This window comes from Macromonas nakdongensis, from assembly GCF_002837145.1.
GTDB lineage: Bacteria > Pseudomonadota > Gammaproteobacteria > Burkholderiales > Burkholderiaceae_C > Macromonas_B > Macromonas_B nakdongensis.
The window spans coordinates 1-15,522 of record NZ_NWMV01000139.1 but is presented as its reverse complement, the minus strand read 5'-3'; the positions used below and the strand labels follow the sequence as shown (position 1 = coordinate 15,522).

The window sequence follows — 15,522 nt, the reverse complement described above, 5'->3', positions numbered from 1 at the left end:
AGGCGCCGGGCGCAAAGCTGGCGGTGGTGGCGCGGCGGGTCATCAGCACCTCGGGGCCGGCGGGGCCGTCGCGCAGCAGCAGCACGGTGGCGGCAGGCAGGGGGGCAGCGGGCGTGCGCGGCGGGTACAGCTGTTGGCAGGGGCGAACCATGGGGGCGGGGTCTCCTGTGTCGTGGGGCGCGGCGGGGCGCCCGGTGGGGCAATGGTAAACGTCTGTAAAGGCCGGGGGGCGGGCTTGGATTCCGTGGGGGACCGGCCCATAATCCAAATGCTGACTACAGGAGATTGCCATGCGTACCTTTGCCATTGCAGCCACGGCGCTTGCGGCCACGGTGTTGGTCGGTTGTGCCAACATGTCCGAAGAACAAAAGGCCGGCACCGGCCGGGGCGCCCTCATCGGCGCGGCCGCCGGTGCGGTGCTGGGTGCCGTCACCGACGGCAGTTCCGGGGCGGCCAAGGGCGCGGTCATCGGCGCCGGCGTGGGCGCGGTGGGCGGCCACATCTGGTCCACCCGCATGGAAGAACAGAAGCGCCAGATGGAGGCCAGCACCCGCGGCACCGGCGTGGAGGTGACGCAGACGGCCGACAACCAGCTCAAGCTCAACATCCCCAGCGATGTGTCCTTCGACACCGGGCGCGCCGACATCAAGCCCAATTTCCGTCCCATCCTCGACACCTTTGCCCAGGGCCTGCTGAAGAACCCCGGCGCGCGCGTGACCATCGTCGGCCACACCGACAGCACCGGGTCCGATGCCGTGAACAACCCGTTGTCGATCAACCGCGCCGCCAGCGTGCGCGATTACCTGACGGCGCGCGGCGTGCCGGTGGCGGCGGTGGCCATCGACGGCCGCGGCTCGCGCGAACCCATTGCCAGCAACGCCACGGTCGAGGGCCGGGCGCGCAACCGCCGCGTCGAGATGTTCATGGCCGAGCCGGCCCGCTGACGGAGCCGGCCCCGGTGGCTGGCCGATAATGCGCCCATGCAGGTTTCCTTCACCAAAATGCAGGGCGCGGGCAACGACTTCGTCGTGCTCGACGAAACCCGTGGCCGCTACGGGCTCACCACCGCGCAGTACCGCTTTCTGGCCGACCGGCACTTCGGTGTCGGCGCCGACCAGATCCTGAGCGTGCGCCCCGCGCCCCACCCGGGGGTGGACTTTGAATACGTGATCCACAACGCCGACGGCGGCGAGGTGGAAAACTGCGGCAACGGCGCCCGCTGCTTCGTGCGTTACGTGCACGACCACGGCCTGACCGAGCGCCCCAGCGTGCGCGTGCAAGTGCACGGCGGCGAGATGACGCTGCACCTGGACGGCGACGGCCGCGTGACCGTGGACATGGGCGCGCCGGTGTTCGACCTACCGCGCGTGCCCTTCGACCCCACCGGCCTGACGCCGCAGCCCGAAGGGGGCTGGCAACGCTGGCCGCTGGCCTTGGACACCGCCCAGGGTGCCCGCACCGCCCCGGTGGCGGTGGTGGGCATGGGCAACCCCCACGCCGTGCTGCGGGTGGACGACGTGGACACCGCTCCCGTGGCCGAATGGGGGCCCCTGATCGAACACCACGCCAGTTTTCCGCGCCGGGTGAACGCCGGCTTTCTGCAGGTGCTGGACCGCGGTCACGCCCGCCTGCGCGTGTTCGAACGCGGTGCCGGCGAAACCCTGGCCTGCGGCACCGGCGCCTGTGCCGCCGTGGTCGCCGGCATCCGCCTGGGCTGGTTCGACGAGTGCGTCGAAGTCGACCTGCACGGCGGCCGCCTGACCATTGCCTGGCCGATGGGGCAGGGCCTGGACGCCTCGGTGCGCATGACCGGCCCGGCCGTCACCGTGTTCGAAGGCCGCATCGACGTGCCCGACCTGCCCTGACCCTTCCCTTTCCGCCCGCTTCCGGAGCCCCCCTTGGACACCCGAGACACCCTGCCCCCCATCACCGAAGACGACATCGCGCAGTTCCTGGTAAACACGCCCGACTTTTTCGAGCGCCACGCCGAATTGCTGGCCAGCGTGCAACTGACCAGCCCGCACGGGCAGCGTGCCGTCAGCCTGCAGGAGCGCCAGGCCGAGATGCTGCGCGAGAAGATCCGCCACCTGGAACTGAAGGCGGCCGAGATGATCCGCCACGGCCACGAGAACGTGGTGATCGCCGACCGCCTGCAGGCCTGGACCCTGGGCCTGTTGCGTGCCGCCGAACCCGGCGACCTGCCCGCTGCGGTGGCCCACGGCATCGAGGACGAATTCCAGGTGCCGCAGGCCGCCATCCAGCTCTGGGGCGTGGCCGACGCCTGGGCCGAGGCTCCGTTCGCCCAGGGTGCCAGCGCCGAGGCCCGGGCTTTCGCCACCTCCCTGGTCCAGCCCTACTGTGGCGCCAACCCCGGGCTGGAGGCGGTGAAGTGGCTGGCGCGGCCCGAGGCCGCGGTCTCGCTGGCCCTGCTGCCTTTGCGCGTCGCCGCGGGCGCGCCGGCCTTTGGCCTGCTGGTGCTGGCCTCCGACGACGCCCAGCGCTTCACCGCCGCCATGGGCACCGACTTTCTGGAGCGCATCGCCGTGCTGGCCGCGGCCGCGCTGTCGCGCCTGCTGCCGCAGGACTGACCTCCCCCAGCAGGCCTGTCCTACCATGCAGCCGCTCGACGACGTCTGGGTGGACCGTTACCTGACCCACGTGCGGGTCGAAAAGCGCCTGGCCGTGCGCACCCAGGACCTGTACGCGCAGCACCTGCAGGACCTGTTGCGGCGTTGCGCCGAGGCCGACCTGGACGTGCTGGCCGTGCGCGACGCCCACGTGCGGCGTTGGGCCGCGCAGTTGCGCGCCCGTGGCCACGTGTCCCGCGGGATCGCGCTGGTGTTGTCGTGCTGGCGCGGTTTCTACACCTGGCTGGGGCGGCAGGGCGCGGTGCCCATGAACCCGGTGCAGGGCGTGCGTGCACCCAAGGCAGACAAACCCTTGCCCAAAGCCCTGGGGGTGGAAGATGCACTGCGTCTGGTCAGCGGCCCGCCCGCGACGCCCGTCGCCACCTCCGCTTCGGCGGCGGAGGCGCTGGAACACGAAGCCCTGGCGGCCCGGGACCGCTGCATCGCCGAACTGCTGTACAGCAGCGGTTTGCGCATCAGCGAACTGCTGGGCCTGGACGTGCGCGCCCACGGCGGTTCGCGTGGCTGGGTCGATGCCGACGCAGGCGAAGTGCACGTGCAGGGCAAGGGCGACAAGTGGCGCATCGTGCCGGTCGGGGGGGCGGCCCTGGCGGCCCTGCGCGACTGGCTGCCGCTGCGCGCGCGCTGGGTCGTGGCGGACGGTGACGGGGCCTTGTTTGTGGGGCGTCAGGGCACGCGCCTGAGCGCACAGGCGGCCCGTTTGCGGCTGCGGCAAACGGCGGTGGCGGCGGGTCTGTCGACCCCGGTGCACCCGCACATGCTGCGCCACAGCTTTGCCAGCCACCTGCTCCAGTCCAGTGGCGACCTGCGCGCGGTGCAGGAACTGCTGGGACACGCCAACATCGGTACCACCCAGGTCTACACCCGGCTGGACTTCCAGCACCTGGCCAACACCTACGAAGCCGCTCACCCGCGCGCGCGCCGCGCGCCCTCCAAACCCCCCGGTTCACAGGGTTAAGGGAAACCCCCGGGTGTTTCTGTGTGCGGCTTGGGCCGACAATTTCGTTTTGTTAGAACCGATTGGAGATCGACATGAAAAAATGGTACTTGGCGCTGTTTGCACTGTGCGCGGCCCTGTGGCTGCCGGCCCATGCCAGCGAGCCGATCAAGGTGGTTTACCACATGAGCGAAGGCATTCCCCAGGCGTCGCGGGCCATCAACAACATCCGCAACCACCTGGCCGCCGATCCGACCGCCAAGATCGTGGTGGTCACGCACGGGCTGGGCATCGACTTCCTGCTCGAAGGCGCGACCAACCAGATGGAGCAACCGTTCGCCGGCGCCGTCGGCGAACTCGCCGGCAAGGGGGTGGAATTCCGGGTGTGCAACAACACGCTGGTGTCGCGCAAGCTGTCGGCGGACAAGGTGGCGATGGAGGCCAAGATCGTGCCCTCCGGCGTGGCCGAGGTGGCCAAGCTGCAGGCCCGCGAAGGTTTTGTCTACCTGCGGCCCTGAACGCCGCCGCGTCTGAGCGCCACAGAAAGCCGGGTCCGCCCGGCTTTTTTGTGCCCGCGCAGGGGCTTGACGGCTCGACTACACTGGTCCGCAGCGACCGTTTTTTGTCTTTTTCCACACCGTTCCATGGCCCTGATCCCCGTCACCATCCTCACCGGCTTCCTCGGCTCCGGCAAAACCACCCTGCTCAAGCGCGTGCTCACCGAAGCGCACGGCCAGAAGATCGCCGTGATTGAAAACGAGTTCGGCGAGGAAAACATCGACAACGACATCCTGGTGGCCGACACCGAGGAGCAGATCATCCAGATGAGCAACGGCTGCGTCTGCTGCACCATCCGCGAGGACCTGCGCAGCACCCTGTCCTTGCTGGCGGCCAAAAAGCGCAAGGGCCTGCTGGATTTCGAACGCGTCGTCATTGAAACCACCGGCCTGGCCGACCCCGGCCCGGTGGCCCAGACCTTCTTCATGGACGACGAGATCGCCGAGAGCTACCTGCTCGACGCCATCCTGACCCTGGTCGATGCCAAGCACGCCATGCAGCAGCTCGACCACCGCGAGGAAGCGCAGCGCCAGGTGGGCTTTGCCGACCAGTTGTTCGTCAGCAAGGCCGACCTGGTGAGCGCCGACGAACTCGATGCGCTGACCCACCGCCTCAAGCACATCAACCCGCGCGCGCCGATCGAGACCGTGCACTTCGGCCAGGTGCCCTTGAAGCAGGTGCTGGACCTGCGCGGTTTCAACCTCAACGCCAAGCTCGACATCGACCCCGATTTCCTGCAGCCCGACGACGCCCACGACCATGGGCACGACCACGCCCATTGCGACCACGACCATGGCCACTGTGCGCACGAGGGCCACGACCACGGGCATGGGCATGGACACCACCACCACGATGATGAGCACTGCGACCACCCCTCGCACAAGCACCATCACCACCACGATGACGACGTCAAAAGCTTCGTCTACCGCGCCGACCGCCCCTTCGACCCGGCCAAGCTGGAGGACTTTCTGGGTGCCATCGTCCAGATCTACGGTCCCAAGATGCTGCGCTACAAGGGCGTGCTGGCCATGCAGGGCACCGAGCGCAAGGTCATCTTCCAGGGCGTGCACCAGTTGATGGGCAGCGACCTGGGGCCCGAGTGGAAGCCCGACGAGCCGCGCGTGAGCAAGATGGTGTTCATCGGCATCGACCTGCCGAGAGACATCCTGGTCCAGGGTCTGGAACAAGCCCTGGTCTGAACCGACCCACCCCTGGACACCTGGTGGGATAGGGAGTAAAAAACATGTGGTTCATGCCCATTTGGCCGTGGTGGCCGCACGCTGCGGGGCCGGCCGCCGCTGCGGCCAGCGCCGCGTCCGCGGCGGTGCCTGCACAGGCCGTACAATCGTCCGCGTCTGGAACTGCTGGCCTGCCGCCAGCCACCATCACCACCGCCGCACCGGTGGGCGAACCGAGGAGATCCGTCGTGAAAGTCCCAGCCAAATCGGCCAGCCCCAAGGCGTCCGCGAAATCCCCGGACGCGGCCAAGGCGTCGGCGTCGGGTGACAAGCCCCTCAAGGCCGGCAGCGAAGTCCTCACCCCCAGCGTGAACAAACGCGCGGCCCAGGCCGCCATGCAAGCCCAGATGAACCAGAGCGTGGCCCTGTCGCACGATCCCGCGGCGGCCAAAGTCTCCTTCACCCCGACCCGAGAACGCGACATGCCGACCACCGCCCCTTCCCCCGTGAAGAAAGACCCCAAGCTGGCGAACAACTGGAAATCCAAGCCGCTGGCCGAATTGACCGACGCCGATGTGCTCGCCATGCCCGACACCGAGTACATGAACGAGGTGCAGATGGCTTACTTCAAACGCAAGCTGCAGCAGCTCAAGCAGGACATCCTGATCAACGCTGGCGAAACCACCGAGCACCTGCGCGAAGACACCGTGGTGGTGCCCGACCCGGCCGACCGCGCGACCATCGAGGAAGAACACGCCCTGGAGCTGCGCACACGCGACCGCGAGCGCAAGCTGCTCAAGAAGATCGAGCAGTCCATCGCCCGCATCGACGCCGGCGACTACGGCTACTGCGACGAAACCGGCGAACCCATCGGCGTCGGCCGTTTGCTGGCCCGGCCCACCGCGAGCCTGTCCATCGAAGCCCAGCAGCGCCGCGAACTCAAACAGAAGCTGTTCGGGGATTGATCCCGTCACCGCAGCACCGCCAGCGCGCCTGGGCGCGTTGACACCGACACCGCAACCCACATGGCCAAGGGCGATTCCAGCGTCAGCTTCCTGTCCAAGGTGGCGCGTTTCGTGCGCCACCCGACGGTGGACTGGACCGAGCTGGATGCCCGCACGGCCGGGGTGGACGAAGAACGCGAGGCGCTGAAGGCCGCGATCCAGCGCAAACGCCGCAACGACCAGGTCCGCCACCGCGAGCTCAACGCCCTGCGCGAGCTGATGCGCCAGCAGCGCGCGCACCCGCCCCAGGCCGACGCGGCCGTGGCAGACGAGGCGGTGTCGGTGCCGTCCTCGTCCGGGCTGGGCGTGGACAAGAGCCGCACCATCGAGCAGATCGCCCGGATCGAGGAGCAGATGTCGGCCCACTGGCTGCAGCGCCGGGCCGACGAGGCGGCGGGCGACGGTCTGCGCATCGGCAGTGGCACCACCATCCCGGCCCGGCTCGACGGTGGCGTCACCGTGCCGGCCCACCTGCAGGCCCGTGCCGGTGAACTGCCCACCTTCCCCATGACCATCGACCTGGTCACCGAGGACCCCAATGCCGGCGTGACCGACTGGGACGGGGCTTTGTCCCACCCCGCCATCGCCGAAGCGGCGGTGCGGTTTGCCAACGGCCAGGCCGACGAGACCGAGCAGTCCCTGCGGGCCCTCATGGTGCAGGAGGCGCTGTCGCCCGTGGCCCAGGCCGCGGGAGGGCTGCTGCTGGACGCCCTGTACGCGCGCGGCGACCTGGAGGGTTTTGAGGAATTTGCCGCCGAGCACGCCGAGCGCTTTGGCGGGCCCGTGCCGCGATGGCCGGTGTTGGCGTCGTCCGCGCCGGTGGCGGTGGCTCCACCGGTGGGCGCGGGGCCGGCCGTGCACAGCTGGACCTGCCCGCTGCTGCTCGACGCGGCCTGCGTGGCGGAATTGCACCGCCTGGTGTCCCAGCCGGGCGGGCACAAGTGGCTGGACTGGACCGACCTGGTCTCGGCCGACCTGCCCGCGGCCCAGGCCCTGTTGTCGGTGGTGGAGGTGTGGCTGCAGCGTCCGATCGAGTTCCATTTCCGGGGTGGGGCGGTGCTGCGCCGTCGGCTCAAGGCCAGCACGCCGTCTGGCCGCCGCGAGAACGACAGTGTCTGGTGGCTGTTGCGGCTGGCGCTGCTGCGGCTGATGCGACGCCGGGACGAATTCGACCTCGCGGCCCTGGACTACTGCGTCACCTACGGGGTGTTGCCCCCCGATTGGCAGGAGCCGGTGTGCCGCTTCGAGGTGGCCGAGGCGGTGCCCGCGGGCGTGTTGCAGGCACCGGCCGCTGCCGAAGTGCCGGCCTTGGCCAGTGAGCCCATCCACCCGCTCGACACCCAGCTGGCCGGCCTGGACGTGCTGGAGTGGCCGGCCATGGTCACGACCGTCCAGGAAGGGGATGCCCCGGTGTCGCCCGCGTCAGCGGCCGCCAGCGGCGGGTTCCTGGCCGAGGCCGCGCTGCGCCCAGGCATGGCCGTGGCGCTCGCGGGGGTGTTGCAAGGCGACATTCCGCAGGCGCTCCAGTCCCTGGACGCGGCCTTGCAGGCGCACCCGCTGGACCGGGTCTTCCGCATCGATGGCCACGCCCTGCACCGGGTGGATTTTGCCGCCGCCGGCAGCTTGCTGCAGTGGTTCATGGCCACCACGGCGCGTGGTCTGAAGGTGGAGTTGGTGGGGGTGAGCCGGCTGGTCGGTGCCTTCTTCCATGTGGTAGGTATTGACGAGGCCGTAACCGTGCGCCTGCGACAATACTGAGCATGGAACACAAGGATTCTTCGCTTTTCTACGGCACCACCATCGTCTGCGTGCGCCGCGAAACACCCGACGGCGTGCAGGTCGCCATCGGTGGTGACGGCCAGGTGACCCTGGGCAACATCGTCGTCAAGGGCACGGCGCGCAAGGTGCGCAAGCTGCATCACGGCCAGGTGCTGGCCGGTTTTGCCGGCGCCACGGCCGACGCCTTCACCCTGTTCGAACGCTTCGAAGCCAAGCTGGACAAGCACCAGGGCCACCTCGTGCGCGCCGCCATCGAACTCACCAAGGATTGGCGCACCGACCGCGTGCTGCGCCGCCTGGAGGCCATGCTGGCCGTGGCCGACAAGACCGCCAGCCTCATCATCACTGGCAACGGCGATGTGCTGGAGCCGGAGCACGGCATCGTCGCCATCGGGTCCGGTGGGGCCTATGCCCAATCGGCCGCCAAGGCGCTGGTCGACCACACCGCGCTCAGCGCCGAGCAGATCGTGCGCGAGTCGCTCAAGGTGGCCGGCGAGCTGTGCATCTACACCAACATGAACCACACCGTCGAGGTGCTCTGACCCCGCGTCGGCACCCCGGCCCGGTCGCCCCCGCGCGGCCCCGACTTTCCCGAGCCGAGCCCCCATGTCCTCCTCCATGACCCCCCAGGAAATCGTGTCCGAACTGGACGCGCACATCATCGGCCAGCAGGCCGCCAAACGCGCCGTGGCCATCGCCCTGCGCAACCGCTGGCGCCGCCAGCAGGTAGACGCCAAACTGCGTCCCGAGATCACGCCCAAGAACATTCTGATGATCGGCCCCACCGGCGTGGGCAAAACCGAGATCGCGCGCCGCCTGGCCCGGCTGGCCAATGCGCCCTTCATCAAGGTCGAGGCGACCAAGTTCACCGAGGTGGGCTACGTGGGCAAGGACGTGGACAGCATCGTGCGCGACCTGGTGGACATGGCGGTGAAGCAGACGCGCGAGGCCGAGGTGGCCAAGCTGCGCACGCGCGCCGAGGACGCGGCCGAGGAGCGCATCCTGGACGCGCTGATTCCCGCGGCCCGCACCGGCGACCACGAGTCCGCGCCCGACAGCACCGCGCGCCAGGTGTTCCGCAAGAAGCTGCGCGAAGGCCAGTTGGACGACAAAGACATTGAGATCGACCTGAGCGCTGCCACGCCGCAGATGGAGGTGATGACCCCCGCCGGCATGGAGGAGATGGCCGAGCAGCTGCGCGGCATGTTCAGCCAGTTCAATGCCGGCAAGCGCAAGACGCGCAAGCTGAAAATCGCCGAGGCGCGCAAGCTGCTGATCGACGAAGAGGCCGGCAAGCTGATCAACGAGGAAGAGATCAAGCTGGCCGCGGTGCACAACGCCGAGCAGAACGGCATCGTCTTCATCGACGAGATCGACAAGGTCACCAGCCGCAGCGAAGGGCAGAGCACCGGCGAGGTCTCGCGCCAGGGCGTGCAGCGCGACCTGCTGCCGCTGGTGGAGGGCACCACCGTGTCCACCAAGCATGGACCGATCAAGACCGACCACATTTTGTTCATCGCCAGCGGCGCCTTCCACCTGAGCAAGCCCAGCGACCTGATCCCCGAGTTGCAGGGGCGCTTTCCGATCCGGGTGGAGCTGCGGTCGCTGTCGGTGGCCGATTTCGAGGCCATCCTGACCCAGACCCACGCCAGCCTGGTGCGCCAGTACCAGGCGCTGCTGGCCACCGAGGGCGTGACCGTCACCTTCACGCCCGAGGGCATCACCCGCCTGGCGAACATCGCTTTCGAGGTGAACGAGCGCACCGAGAACATCGGCGCGCGCCGCCTGGCCACGGTGATGGAGCACCTGCTGGACGAGGTGAGCTTCGACGCCGCCCGCCTGGAAGGCCAGACCGTGACGGTGGACGCCGCCTACGTGGACGCCCGCCTGGGCGAACTCAGCCGCAACGAGGACCTGTCGCGCTACATCCTCTGAGGCGGGGCGCAGACACGTTTCGTTGCGATCCCGTGCGGATGGGGGCTGGTCGCTGCGGTGGGCGGGTGCCAGAATGGCGTCGGGTTCCAACACTTTTCAGGAGACTGTCATGACGCCATGTGTCACGGCCCGCCGCTGGCTGGTCACCGCCGTGGGGGTGTGTTGCTGGGTGGTCGGGGGCGTCCAGGCCCAGACCTTGTCCGACCAGGAGGCGGTGGCGCAAGCCACCCTGCCGGCCACCCGCCTGGCCGAAACCTACAGCGGCCTGTTCGGTTCCACCGCGGCCGCCCGCACCGCCATCGACGGTTTGCGCACCGGTGGCACGGTCGGCCTGACCGGGGCGGACGGTTCGCAGAGCTCGTTCACCTCGCCGGTGGGGCCGATGGGCTACGGCACCATCAACCTGACCCTGGGGCTGGCCCGGCAACTGCTGAGCAGCCAGAGCATCACCGCCCCGACGGCCGACCAGATGCAGACGGCCTTGACCGGAGGCGTGCTCAATGGCGCCACGGTCGATGGCGTGCTGGGCATGCGCGAGGACGGCATGGGCTGGGGGCAGATCGCCCAGGCCATGGGCGTGACCCTGGGCAGCGTGGTGAGCGCTAGCAAGACCGCCCACACCCGGGCCCCGCAGACCGCGCGCCCGGCCGTGTCGCCGTCGGCGACCGAGCGCAGCGACCGGCCCGAGGCGAGCGGGCGCGATGCCGGTGCGGCGTCCGGACGTGGCAACGGCAACGGCGGGGGCCACGGGGGCGGGAACGGTGGAGGCAAAGGCGGCCGCTGACCCCGACCGGCCCCCTCGGCCTGCGCCGACGCCCCCGCTTGCGGGGGCGTTTGCTTTTTGGGTGTGGTTCTTTCCGTGCCCGACATCCGGATTTTTGAAGCAAGACATTCAATACCCTCCCTAAGTCTTTATTTTTGTTTGGGTTTTTGCCTCAAAGTCGCCTTGCATTTCCCGTCTAAGTTGTTGATTTCATTCGAAAAATATCCGACGGACGGTGTCCTGTCATGGGAGATTGGTGCTACAGTGGTGAAAAGTGCAAATAAGTGGTGAAAAGTGGATTTTCAAGGTTGATCCAGCGTGTTCCAAGGCGCCTCGTCCCTCAGTCTCGATGCCAAAGGTCGGCTCTCTGTGCCGACCCGGCACCGTGACGTCCTGAGCGCGACGACCGGCGGCCAGCTCACCATCACCAAGCACCCGCACGGCTGCCTCATGGTCTTCCCGCGCGGCGAGTGGGAACAGTTCCGCCAACGCATCGCGGCCCTGCCCATGTCGGCCCAGTGGTGGAAGCGCATCTTCCTGGGCAACGCCATGGACTGCGAAATGGATGGTACCGGTCGCGTGCTGATTTCGCCGGAGCTGCGCGCCGCGGCCGGCATCACCAAGGACGCGGTGCTGCTCGGCATGGGCAACCACTTCGAACTCTGGGACGCCGAAACCTATGCGGCCCAGGAAGCCGAAGCGATGCAGGGCGAGATGCCCGACGTCTTCAAGGACTTCTCTTTCTAAAGGCCGGCGGTGCAAGCGTCCTACACACACTGCACCGTCTTGTTGAACGAAGCGGTCGATGCCCTTCAGCTCCAACCAGACGGCCATTACATTGACGCCACGTTCGGCCGTGGTGGGCATTCGCGCCTGATCCTGTCGCGCCTGTCGCCGGCCGGGCGCCTGACGGTGTTCGACAAAGACCCTCAGGCGATCGCGGTGGCGCAGGCCATCGCCGCCGAAGACCCGCGTCTGACGCTGCGCCACGAGGGCTTCAAGGCCCTGGCCGAGGTCGGCCTGGCCAGCGCCGATGGCGTGTTGATGGATCTGGGGGTGAGTTCGCCCCAGCTCGACGACCCCGCAAGGGGGTTTTCCTTCCGGCACGACGGGCCGCTGGACATGCGCATGGACCCCACCCGGGGCATGAGCGTGGCCGAGTGGCTGGCCGAGGCCGACATTCCCCAGATGGCGGAGGTGATACGTGAATACGGCGAAGAACGGTTTGCTCAACCGATTGCAAAGGCGATTGATCGTCGCCGACAGGAACGGGGCCCTCTTCGAACCACCGCCGAGCTGGCCGAGGTCGTGGCTGGCGCGGTCAAAACCCGCGAGCCGGGCAAGGACCCTGCAACGCGCACATTTCAGGCTCTTCGGATTTTCATCAACGCCGAGCTTGAAGAGCTGCAACAAGCGCTGAACGCCAGCCTGCAGGTGCTCAAGCCGGGTGGTTGGCTGGCGGTGATCAGCTTCCACTCGCTGGAAGACCGCATCGTCAAGCAGTTCATGGCCCTGCACTCCAAAGAGGTGTACGACCGCCGTGCCCCGTTCGCCGCGCCCAAGCCCATGGCTTTGGCGCGGGTGTCGCGCGTGATGCCGAGCGACGCCGAGGTGGCCGCCAACCCGCGTGCGCGCAGCGCGGTGATGCGCGTGGCCCAGCGCACCGAGGCGCCGGTGGAGGGGCGGGCATGACGCGGCTGAACCTGGCCCTGCTGGTGGCGGTGCTGTGCAGCGCCTTCTATTTGGTGCACCTGCAATACGAGTCACGCCGCCTGTACGTGGCCATGGAGCGGGCCAAGTCGCTGAGCGAGCGCCTGGCCGCCGACCACGAGCAGTTGGTGGTGCAAAAGCGCGCCCAGGCCACCCCGGCCCGGGTGCAGCAACTGGCCGTGCGCCAGCTGCAGATGCGTCCGGCACACCCGGGAATCACCGAATACGTGGCGCCGCCCGCTGTGGCCGGGGCCGATGGCGCGGTGCGCGGGCGCCTGCAGGTGCTGCAAGGGCCGGAGGGCCAGCCATGAGCCGCAGCATCGGTTACGGCAGCAGCCCGCTGCTGACCAGCGCCACGCCGGTGTGGCGCAGCAAGTTCATCGTGGCCGGCCTGGCCCTGGCCTTCATGGGGTTGGCCGGGCGCGCCGCCTACGTGCAGGTGTTCGGCAACGAATTTTTCCAGCGCCAGGGCGAGGTGCGGTTTGCCCGCACCCTGGAATTGCCGCCCAACCGCGGCCGCGTGCTCGACCGCAACGGCCTCATCCTGGCCACCAGCGTGGTCGCGCAGAGCATCTGGGCCATTCCCCAGGACGTGGACCTGAAGCACCCCAAACTGGCCGAAGCCGCCAAACTGCTCGACATGCCGGTGGCCGAACTCAAGCGCCGCCTGAGCACCGAGAAAACCTTCGTCTGGGTCAAGCGGCAGCTGGACGAGCCGGTCGCCCTGCAGCTCAAGGCGCTGGACATCAAGGGCCTGCACCTGCGCAAGGAATACAAGCGCCAGTACCCCGAGGGCGAGGCCGCCGCGCACGTGGTCGGTTTCACCAATGTGGAGGACGTCGGCCAGGAAGGCGTGGAGCTGGCGTTCAACCGCCAGCTGTCGGGCAAGCCGGGTTCGCGCCGCGTCATCAAGGACCGGCTGGGCCGGGTCATCGAAGACGTGCGCGACGCCATCCCTCCCAGCGACGGCCAGGACCTGCAGCTGTCCATCGACAGCAAGATCCAGTTCTTCGCTTACCAGAAGCTGCGCGACGCGGTGGCCGAACACAAGGCCCAGGGCGGCAGCGTGGTGGTGCTCGATGCCCACAGCGGCGAGGTGCTGGCCCTGGCCAACTACCCCAGCTACAACCCCAACCTGCGCCGCAACCTCACCGGCGAACAACTGCGCAACCGGGCCCTGACCGACAGTTTCGAGCCAGGCTCCACGGTCAAGCCCTTCATCGCCGCGCTGGCGCTGGACAAGGGCCTGGTGCAACCCGAAACGCCCATCCAAACCGCACCGGGCCGGCTGCAGATGGGCGGCTTCACCATTTCCGATGTGCACCCCTATGGCGTGCTGACGGTCAACCAGGTGATCCAAAAATCCAGCAACGTCGGCACGGTGAAGATCGCCATGCAGATGCAGCCGCGCGACATGTGGGAGGCCTATGCCCAGGCCGGTTTCGGTCAGAAGCCGCAACTGCCTTTCCCGGGGGCGGTGAGCGGCCGCCTGCGTGCCCACAAGACCTGGCGTCCGATCGAGCAGGCCACCATGAGCTATGGCTACGGCGTGTCGGCGTCGCTGTTCCAGATCGCGCAGGCCTACACCGTGTTCGCGCGCGACGGCCACATGGTGCCCGTGACCCTGATGAAAACCGACCAACCGGCCCAGGGCGTGCGCGTGTTCAGCGACAAAAACGCCCTGGCCGTGCGCAAGATGCTGGAGCTGGCCGCCGGCCCCGGCGGCACCGGCCAGCGCGCCCAGACGGTGGGGTATTCGGTGGGCGGCAAATCTGGCACCGCGCGCAAGCAGGAAGGCAAGGGCTACGCCGCTAAGAAGTACCGCAGCTTCTTCGTCGGGCTGGCCCCGGTGGAGGCGCCGCGCATCATCGTGGCGGTGATGGTGGACGAGCCCAGCAACGGCGTGATCTACGGCGGTGCCGTGGCCGCGCCGGTGTTCAGCGAAACCGTGCAACAGACCTTGCGCCTGCTGGGCGTGCAGCCCGATATGGGCGTCAAGCCGCAGATCGTGGCCGAAGCGGTGGAGGAGTCGGTGTGATGCAGACCCTGCACACCCCCGCCGAGGCCGTGGCCTGGTTGCGCCAGCGCGGCGTGCGCCAACTGGTCTGCGACAGCCGGCACCTGCAGCCCGGCGACGCGTTCGTGGCCTGGCCCGGCGCGGCGCAGGACGGCCGGCGCTACGTCGAGCCGGCCTTGCGCGCGGGTGCAGCCGCCTGCCTGGTCGAGCAGGACGGGGCCGAGGCCTGGCCGTTCGACGACGCGCGCATCGCCGCGGTGCCCGGCCTCAAAGCCCTGGCCGGCGCGCTGGCGGCAGCGTTTTACGCCACCCCCAGCGCCGACGTGCGCGTGGTGGCCATCACCGGCACCAACGGCAAGACCTCCACCGCGTGGTGGACCGCCCAGTGGCTGGCCGGCGTGGGCACGCAGGCCGCGGTGATGGGCACCCTGGGCATCGGCGTGCCCGGGCAGGCTTTCGACGCCACCGGCCTGACCACCCCCGATCCGGTGCGGGTGCAGGCCGCCCTGCGCCAGCTGCACGGCACGGGCGTGCGCGCCTGCGTGGTCGAGGCCTCGTCCATCGGCCTGCAGGAAGGCCGCCTCAACGGCATGGCGGTGCATACCTCCGTGTTCACCAACTTCACCCAGGACCACCTCGACTACCACGGCAGCATGGCCGCCTACTGGCAGGCCAAGCGCGCTTTGTTCGATTGGCCGGGCCTGCGCGCTGCGGTGGTCAACCTGGACGACCCGCAAGGCCCGGGGCTGGCGCGCGAACTGGCGGACCGCGACCTGGCTTTGTGGACGGTGTCGGTGGCCGGCACACCGGACCCCCAGGGTGCACCCGCCCGCCTGCGCGTGACCGAGCGGCGCTGGACCACCCAGGGCTTGGCCTTCACCGTGGAAGAGGCGGGCGGCGACCGTGCCACCCTGGCCCTGCCGGTGGTGGGCGATTACAACGTGGCCAACCTGTTGTGTGCCCTGGCGGTGCTGCGCGCCCAGGGCCACACCC

The 15,522-nt window shown here is 68.8% G+C and carries 16 protein-coding genes; all 16 read left to right on the top strand.

All coding sequences use genetic code 11. The features are described 5' to 3' along the window. Window positions 1-290 precede the first annotated feature (290 nt). Window positions 291-944 (top strand): YiaD family glycine zipper/OmpA-like lipoprotein, encoded by a 654-nt coding sequence (locus CON77_RS14190; protein ID WP_101050178.1) that lies wholly within the window; start codon window positions 291-293, stop codon window positions 942-944. Between the two features lie 36 nt (window positions 945-980). Next, window positions 981-1,865, top strand: coding sequence for a diaminopimelate epimerase (gene dapF, locus CON77_RS14185; RefSeq protein ID WP_101050176.1), 885 nt, complete (start codon window positions 981-983; stop codon window positions 1,863-1,865). 33 nt (window positions 1,866-1,898) lie between these two features. Beyond that, entirely contained in the window at window positions 1,899-2,588 is a 690-nt protein-coding gene (locus CON77_RS14180) for a DUF484 family protein (protein ID WP_101050173.1), read from the top strand. A gap of 25 nt (window positions 2,589-2,613) precedes the next feature. Then, on the top strand, window positions 2,614-3,606 hold the full coding sequence (locus tag CON77_RS14175; protein WP_101050171.1) for a tyrosine recombinase XerC: 993 nt from the start codon (window positions 2,614-2,616) through the stop codon (window positions 3,604-3,606). Window positions 3,607-3,680: 74 nt separating this feature from the next. Then, window positions 3,681-4,103: a DsrE family protein gene (locus CON77_RS14170; RefSeq protein WP_101050183.1), complete on the top strand. Its 423-nt coding sequence runs from the start codon at window positions 3,681-3,683 to the stop codon at window positions 4,101-4,103. Window positions 4,104-4,229: 126 nt separating this feature from the next. Next, on the top strand, window positions 4,230-5,342 hold the full coding sequence (locus tag CON77_RS14165) for a CobW family GTP-binding protein (RefSeq protein WP_101050169.1): 1,113 nt from the start codon (window positions 4,230-4,232) through the stop codon (window positions 5,340-5,342). A gap of 227 nt (window positions 5,343-5,569) precedes the next feature. Next, entirely contained in the window at window positions 5,570-6,286 is a 717-nt protein-coding gene (gene dksA / locus CON77_RS14160) for an RNA polymerase-binding protein DksA (protein ID WP_369407352.1), read from the top strand. A gap of 60 nt (window positions 6,287-6,346) precedes the next feature. Next, a complete protein-coding gene (locus CON77_RS14155) occupies window positions 6,347-8,083 on the top strand; it encodes an STAS domain-containing protein (RefSeq protein WP_101050167.1) in 1,737 nt (578 codons plus the stop codon). 2 nt (window positions 8,084-8,085) lie between these two features. Next, complete coding sequence (hslV, locus tag CON77_RS14150) at window positions 8,086-8,646, top strand: ATP-dependent protease subunit HslV (RefSeq protein ID WP_101050165.1); 561 nt, start codon at window positions 8,086-8,088, stop codon at window positions 8,644-8,646. A 64-nt stretch (window positions 8,647-8,710) separates the two neighbouring features. Next, window positions 8,711-10,039: an ATP-dependent protease ATPase subunit HslU gene (hslU, locus tag CON77_RS14145; protein ID WP_198552399.1), complete on the top strand. Its 1,329-nt coding sequence runs from the start codon at window positions 8,711-8,713 to the stop codon at window positions 10,037-10,039. A 109-nt stretch (window positions 10,040-10,148) separates the two neighbouring features. Further along, complete coding sequence (locus tag CON77_RS14140) at window positions 10,149-10,823, top strand: hypothetical protein (RefSeq protein ID WP_101050161.1); 675 nt, start codon at window positions 10,149-10,151, stop codon at window positions 10,821-10,823. 297 nt (window positions 10,824-11,120) lie between these two features. Further along, window positions 11,121-11,549: a division/cell wall cluster transcriptional repressor MraZ gene (mraZ, locus tag CON77_RS14135; RefSeq protein WP_101050159.1), complete on the top strand. Its 429-nt coding sequence runs from the start codon at window positions 11,121-11,123 to the stop codon at window positions 11,547-11,549. Window positions 11,550-11,558: 9 nt separating this feature from the next. Then, on the top strand, window positions 11,559-12,494 hold the full coding sequence (gene rsmH, locus CON77_RS14130) for a 16S rRNA (cytosine(1402)-N(4))-methyltransferase RsmH (RefSeq protein WP_101050157.1): 936 nt from the start codon (window positions 11,559-11,561) through the stop codon (window positions 12,492-12,494). Next, window positions 12,491-12,823 (top strand): cell division protein FtsL, encoded by a 333-nt coding sequence (gene ftsL / locus CON77_RS14125; protein ID WP_101050155.1) that lies wholly within the window; start codon window positions 12,491-12,493, stop codon window positions 12,821-12,823. The genes rsmH and ftsL overlap by 4 nt, the downstream gene beginning before the upstream one ends. Next, a complete protein-coding gene (locus CON77_RS14120; RefSeq protein WP_101050153.1) occupies window positions 12,820-14,550 on the top strand; it encodes a peptidoglycan D,D-transpeptidase FtsI family protein in 1,731 nt (576 codons plus the stop codon). The genes ftsL and CON77_RS14120 overlap by 4 nt, the downstream gene beginning before the upstream one ends. After that, window positions 14,550-15,522: Mur ligase family protein (locus CON77_RS14115; protein ID WP_232788554.1), on the top strand; the 973-nt coding region annotated here is incomplete at its 3' end. The genes CON77_RS14120 and CON77_RS14115, both read left to right, overlap by 1 nt.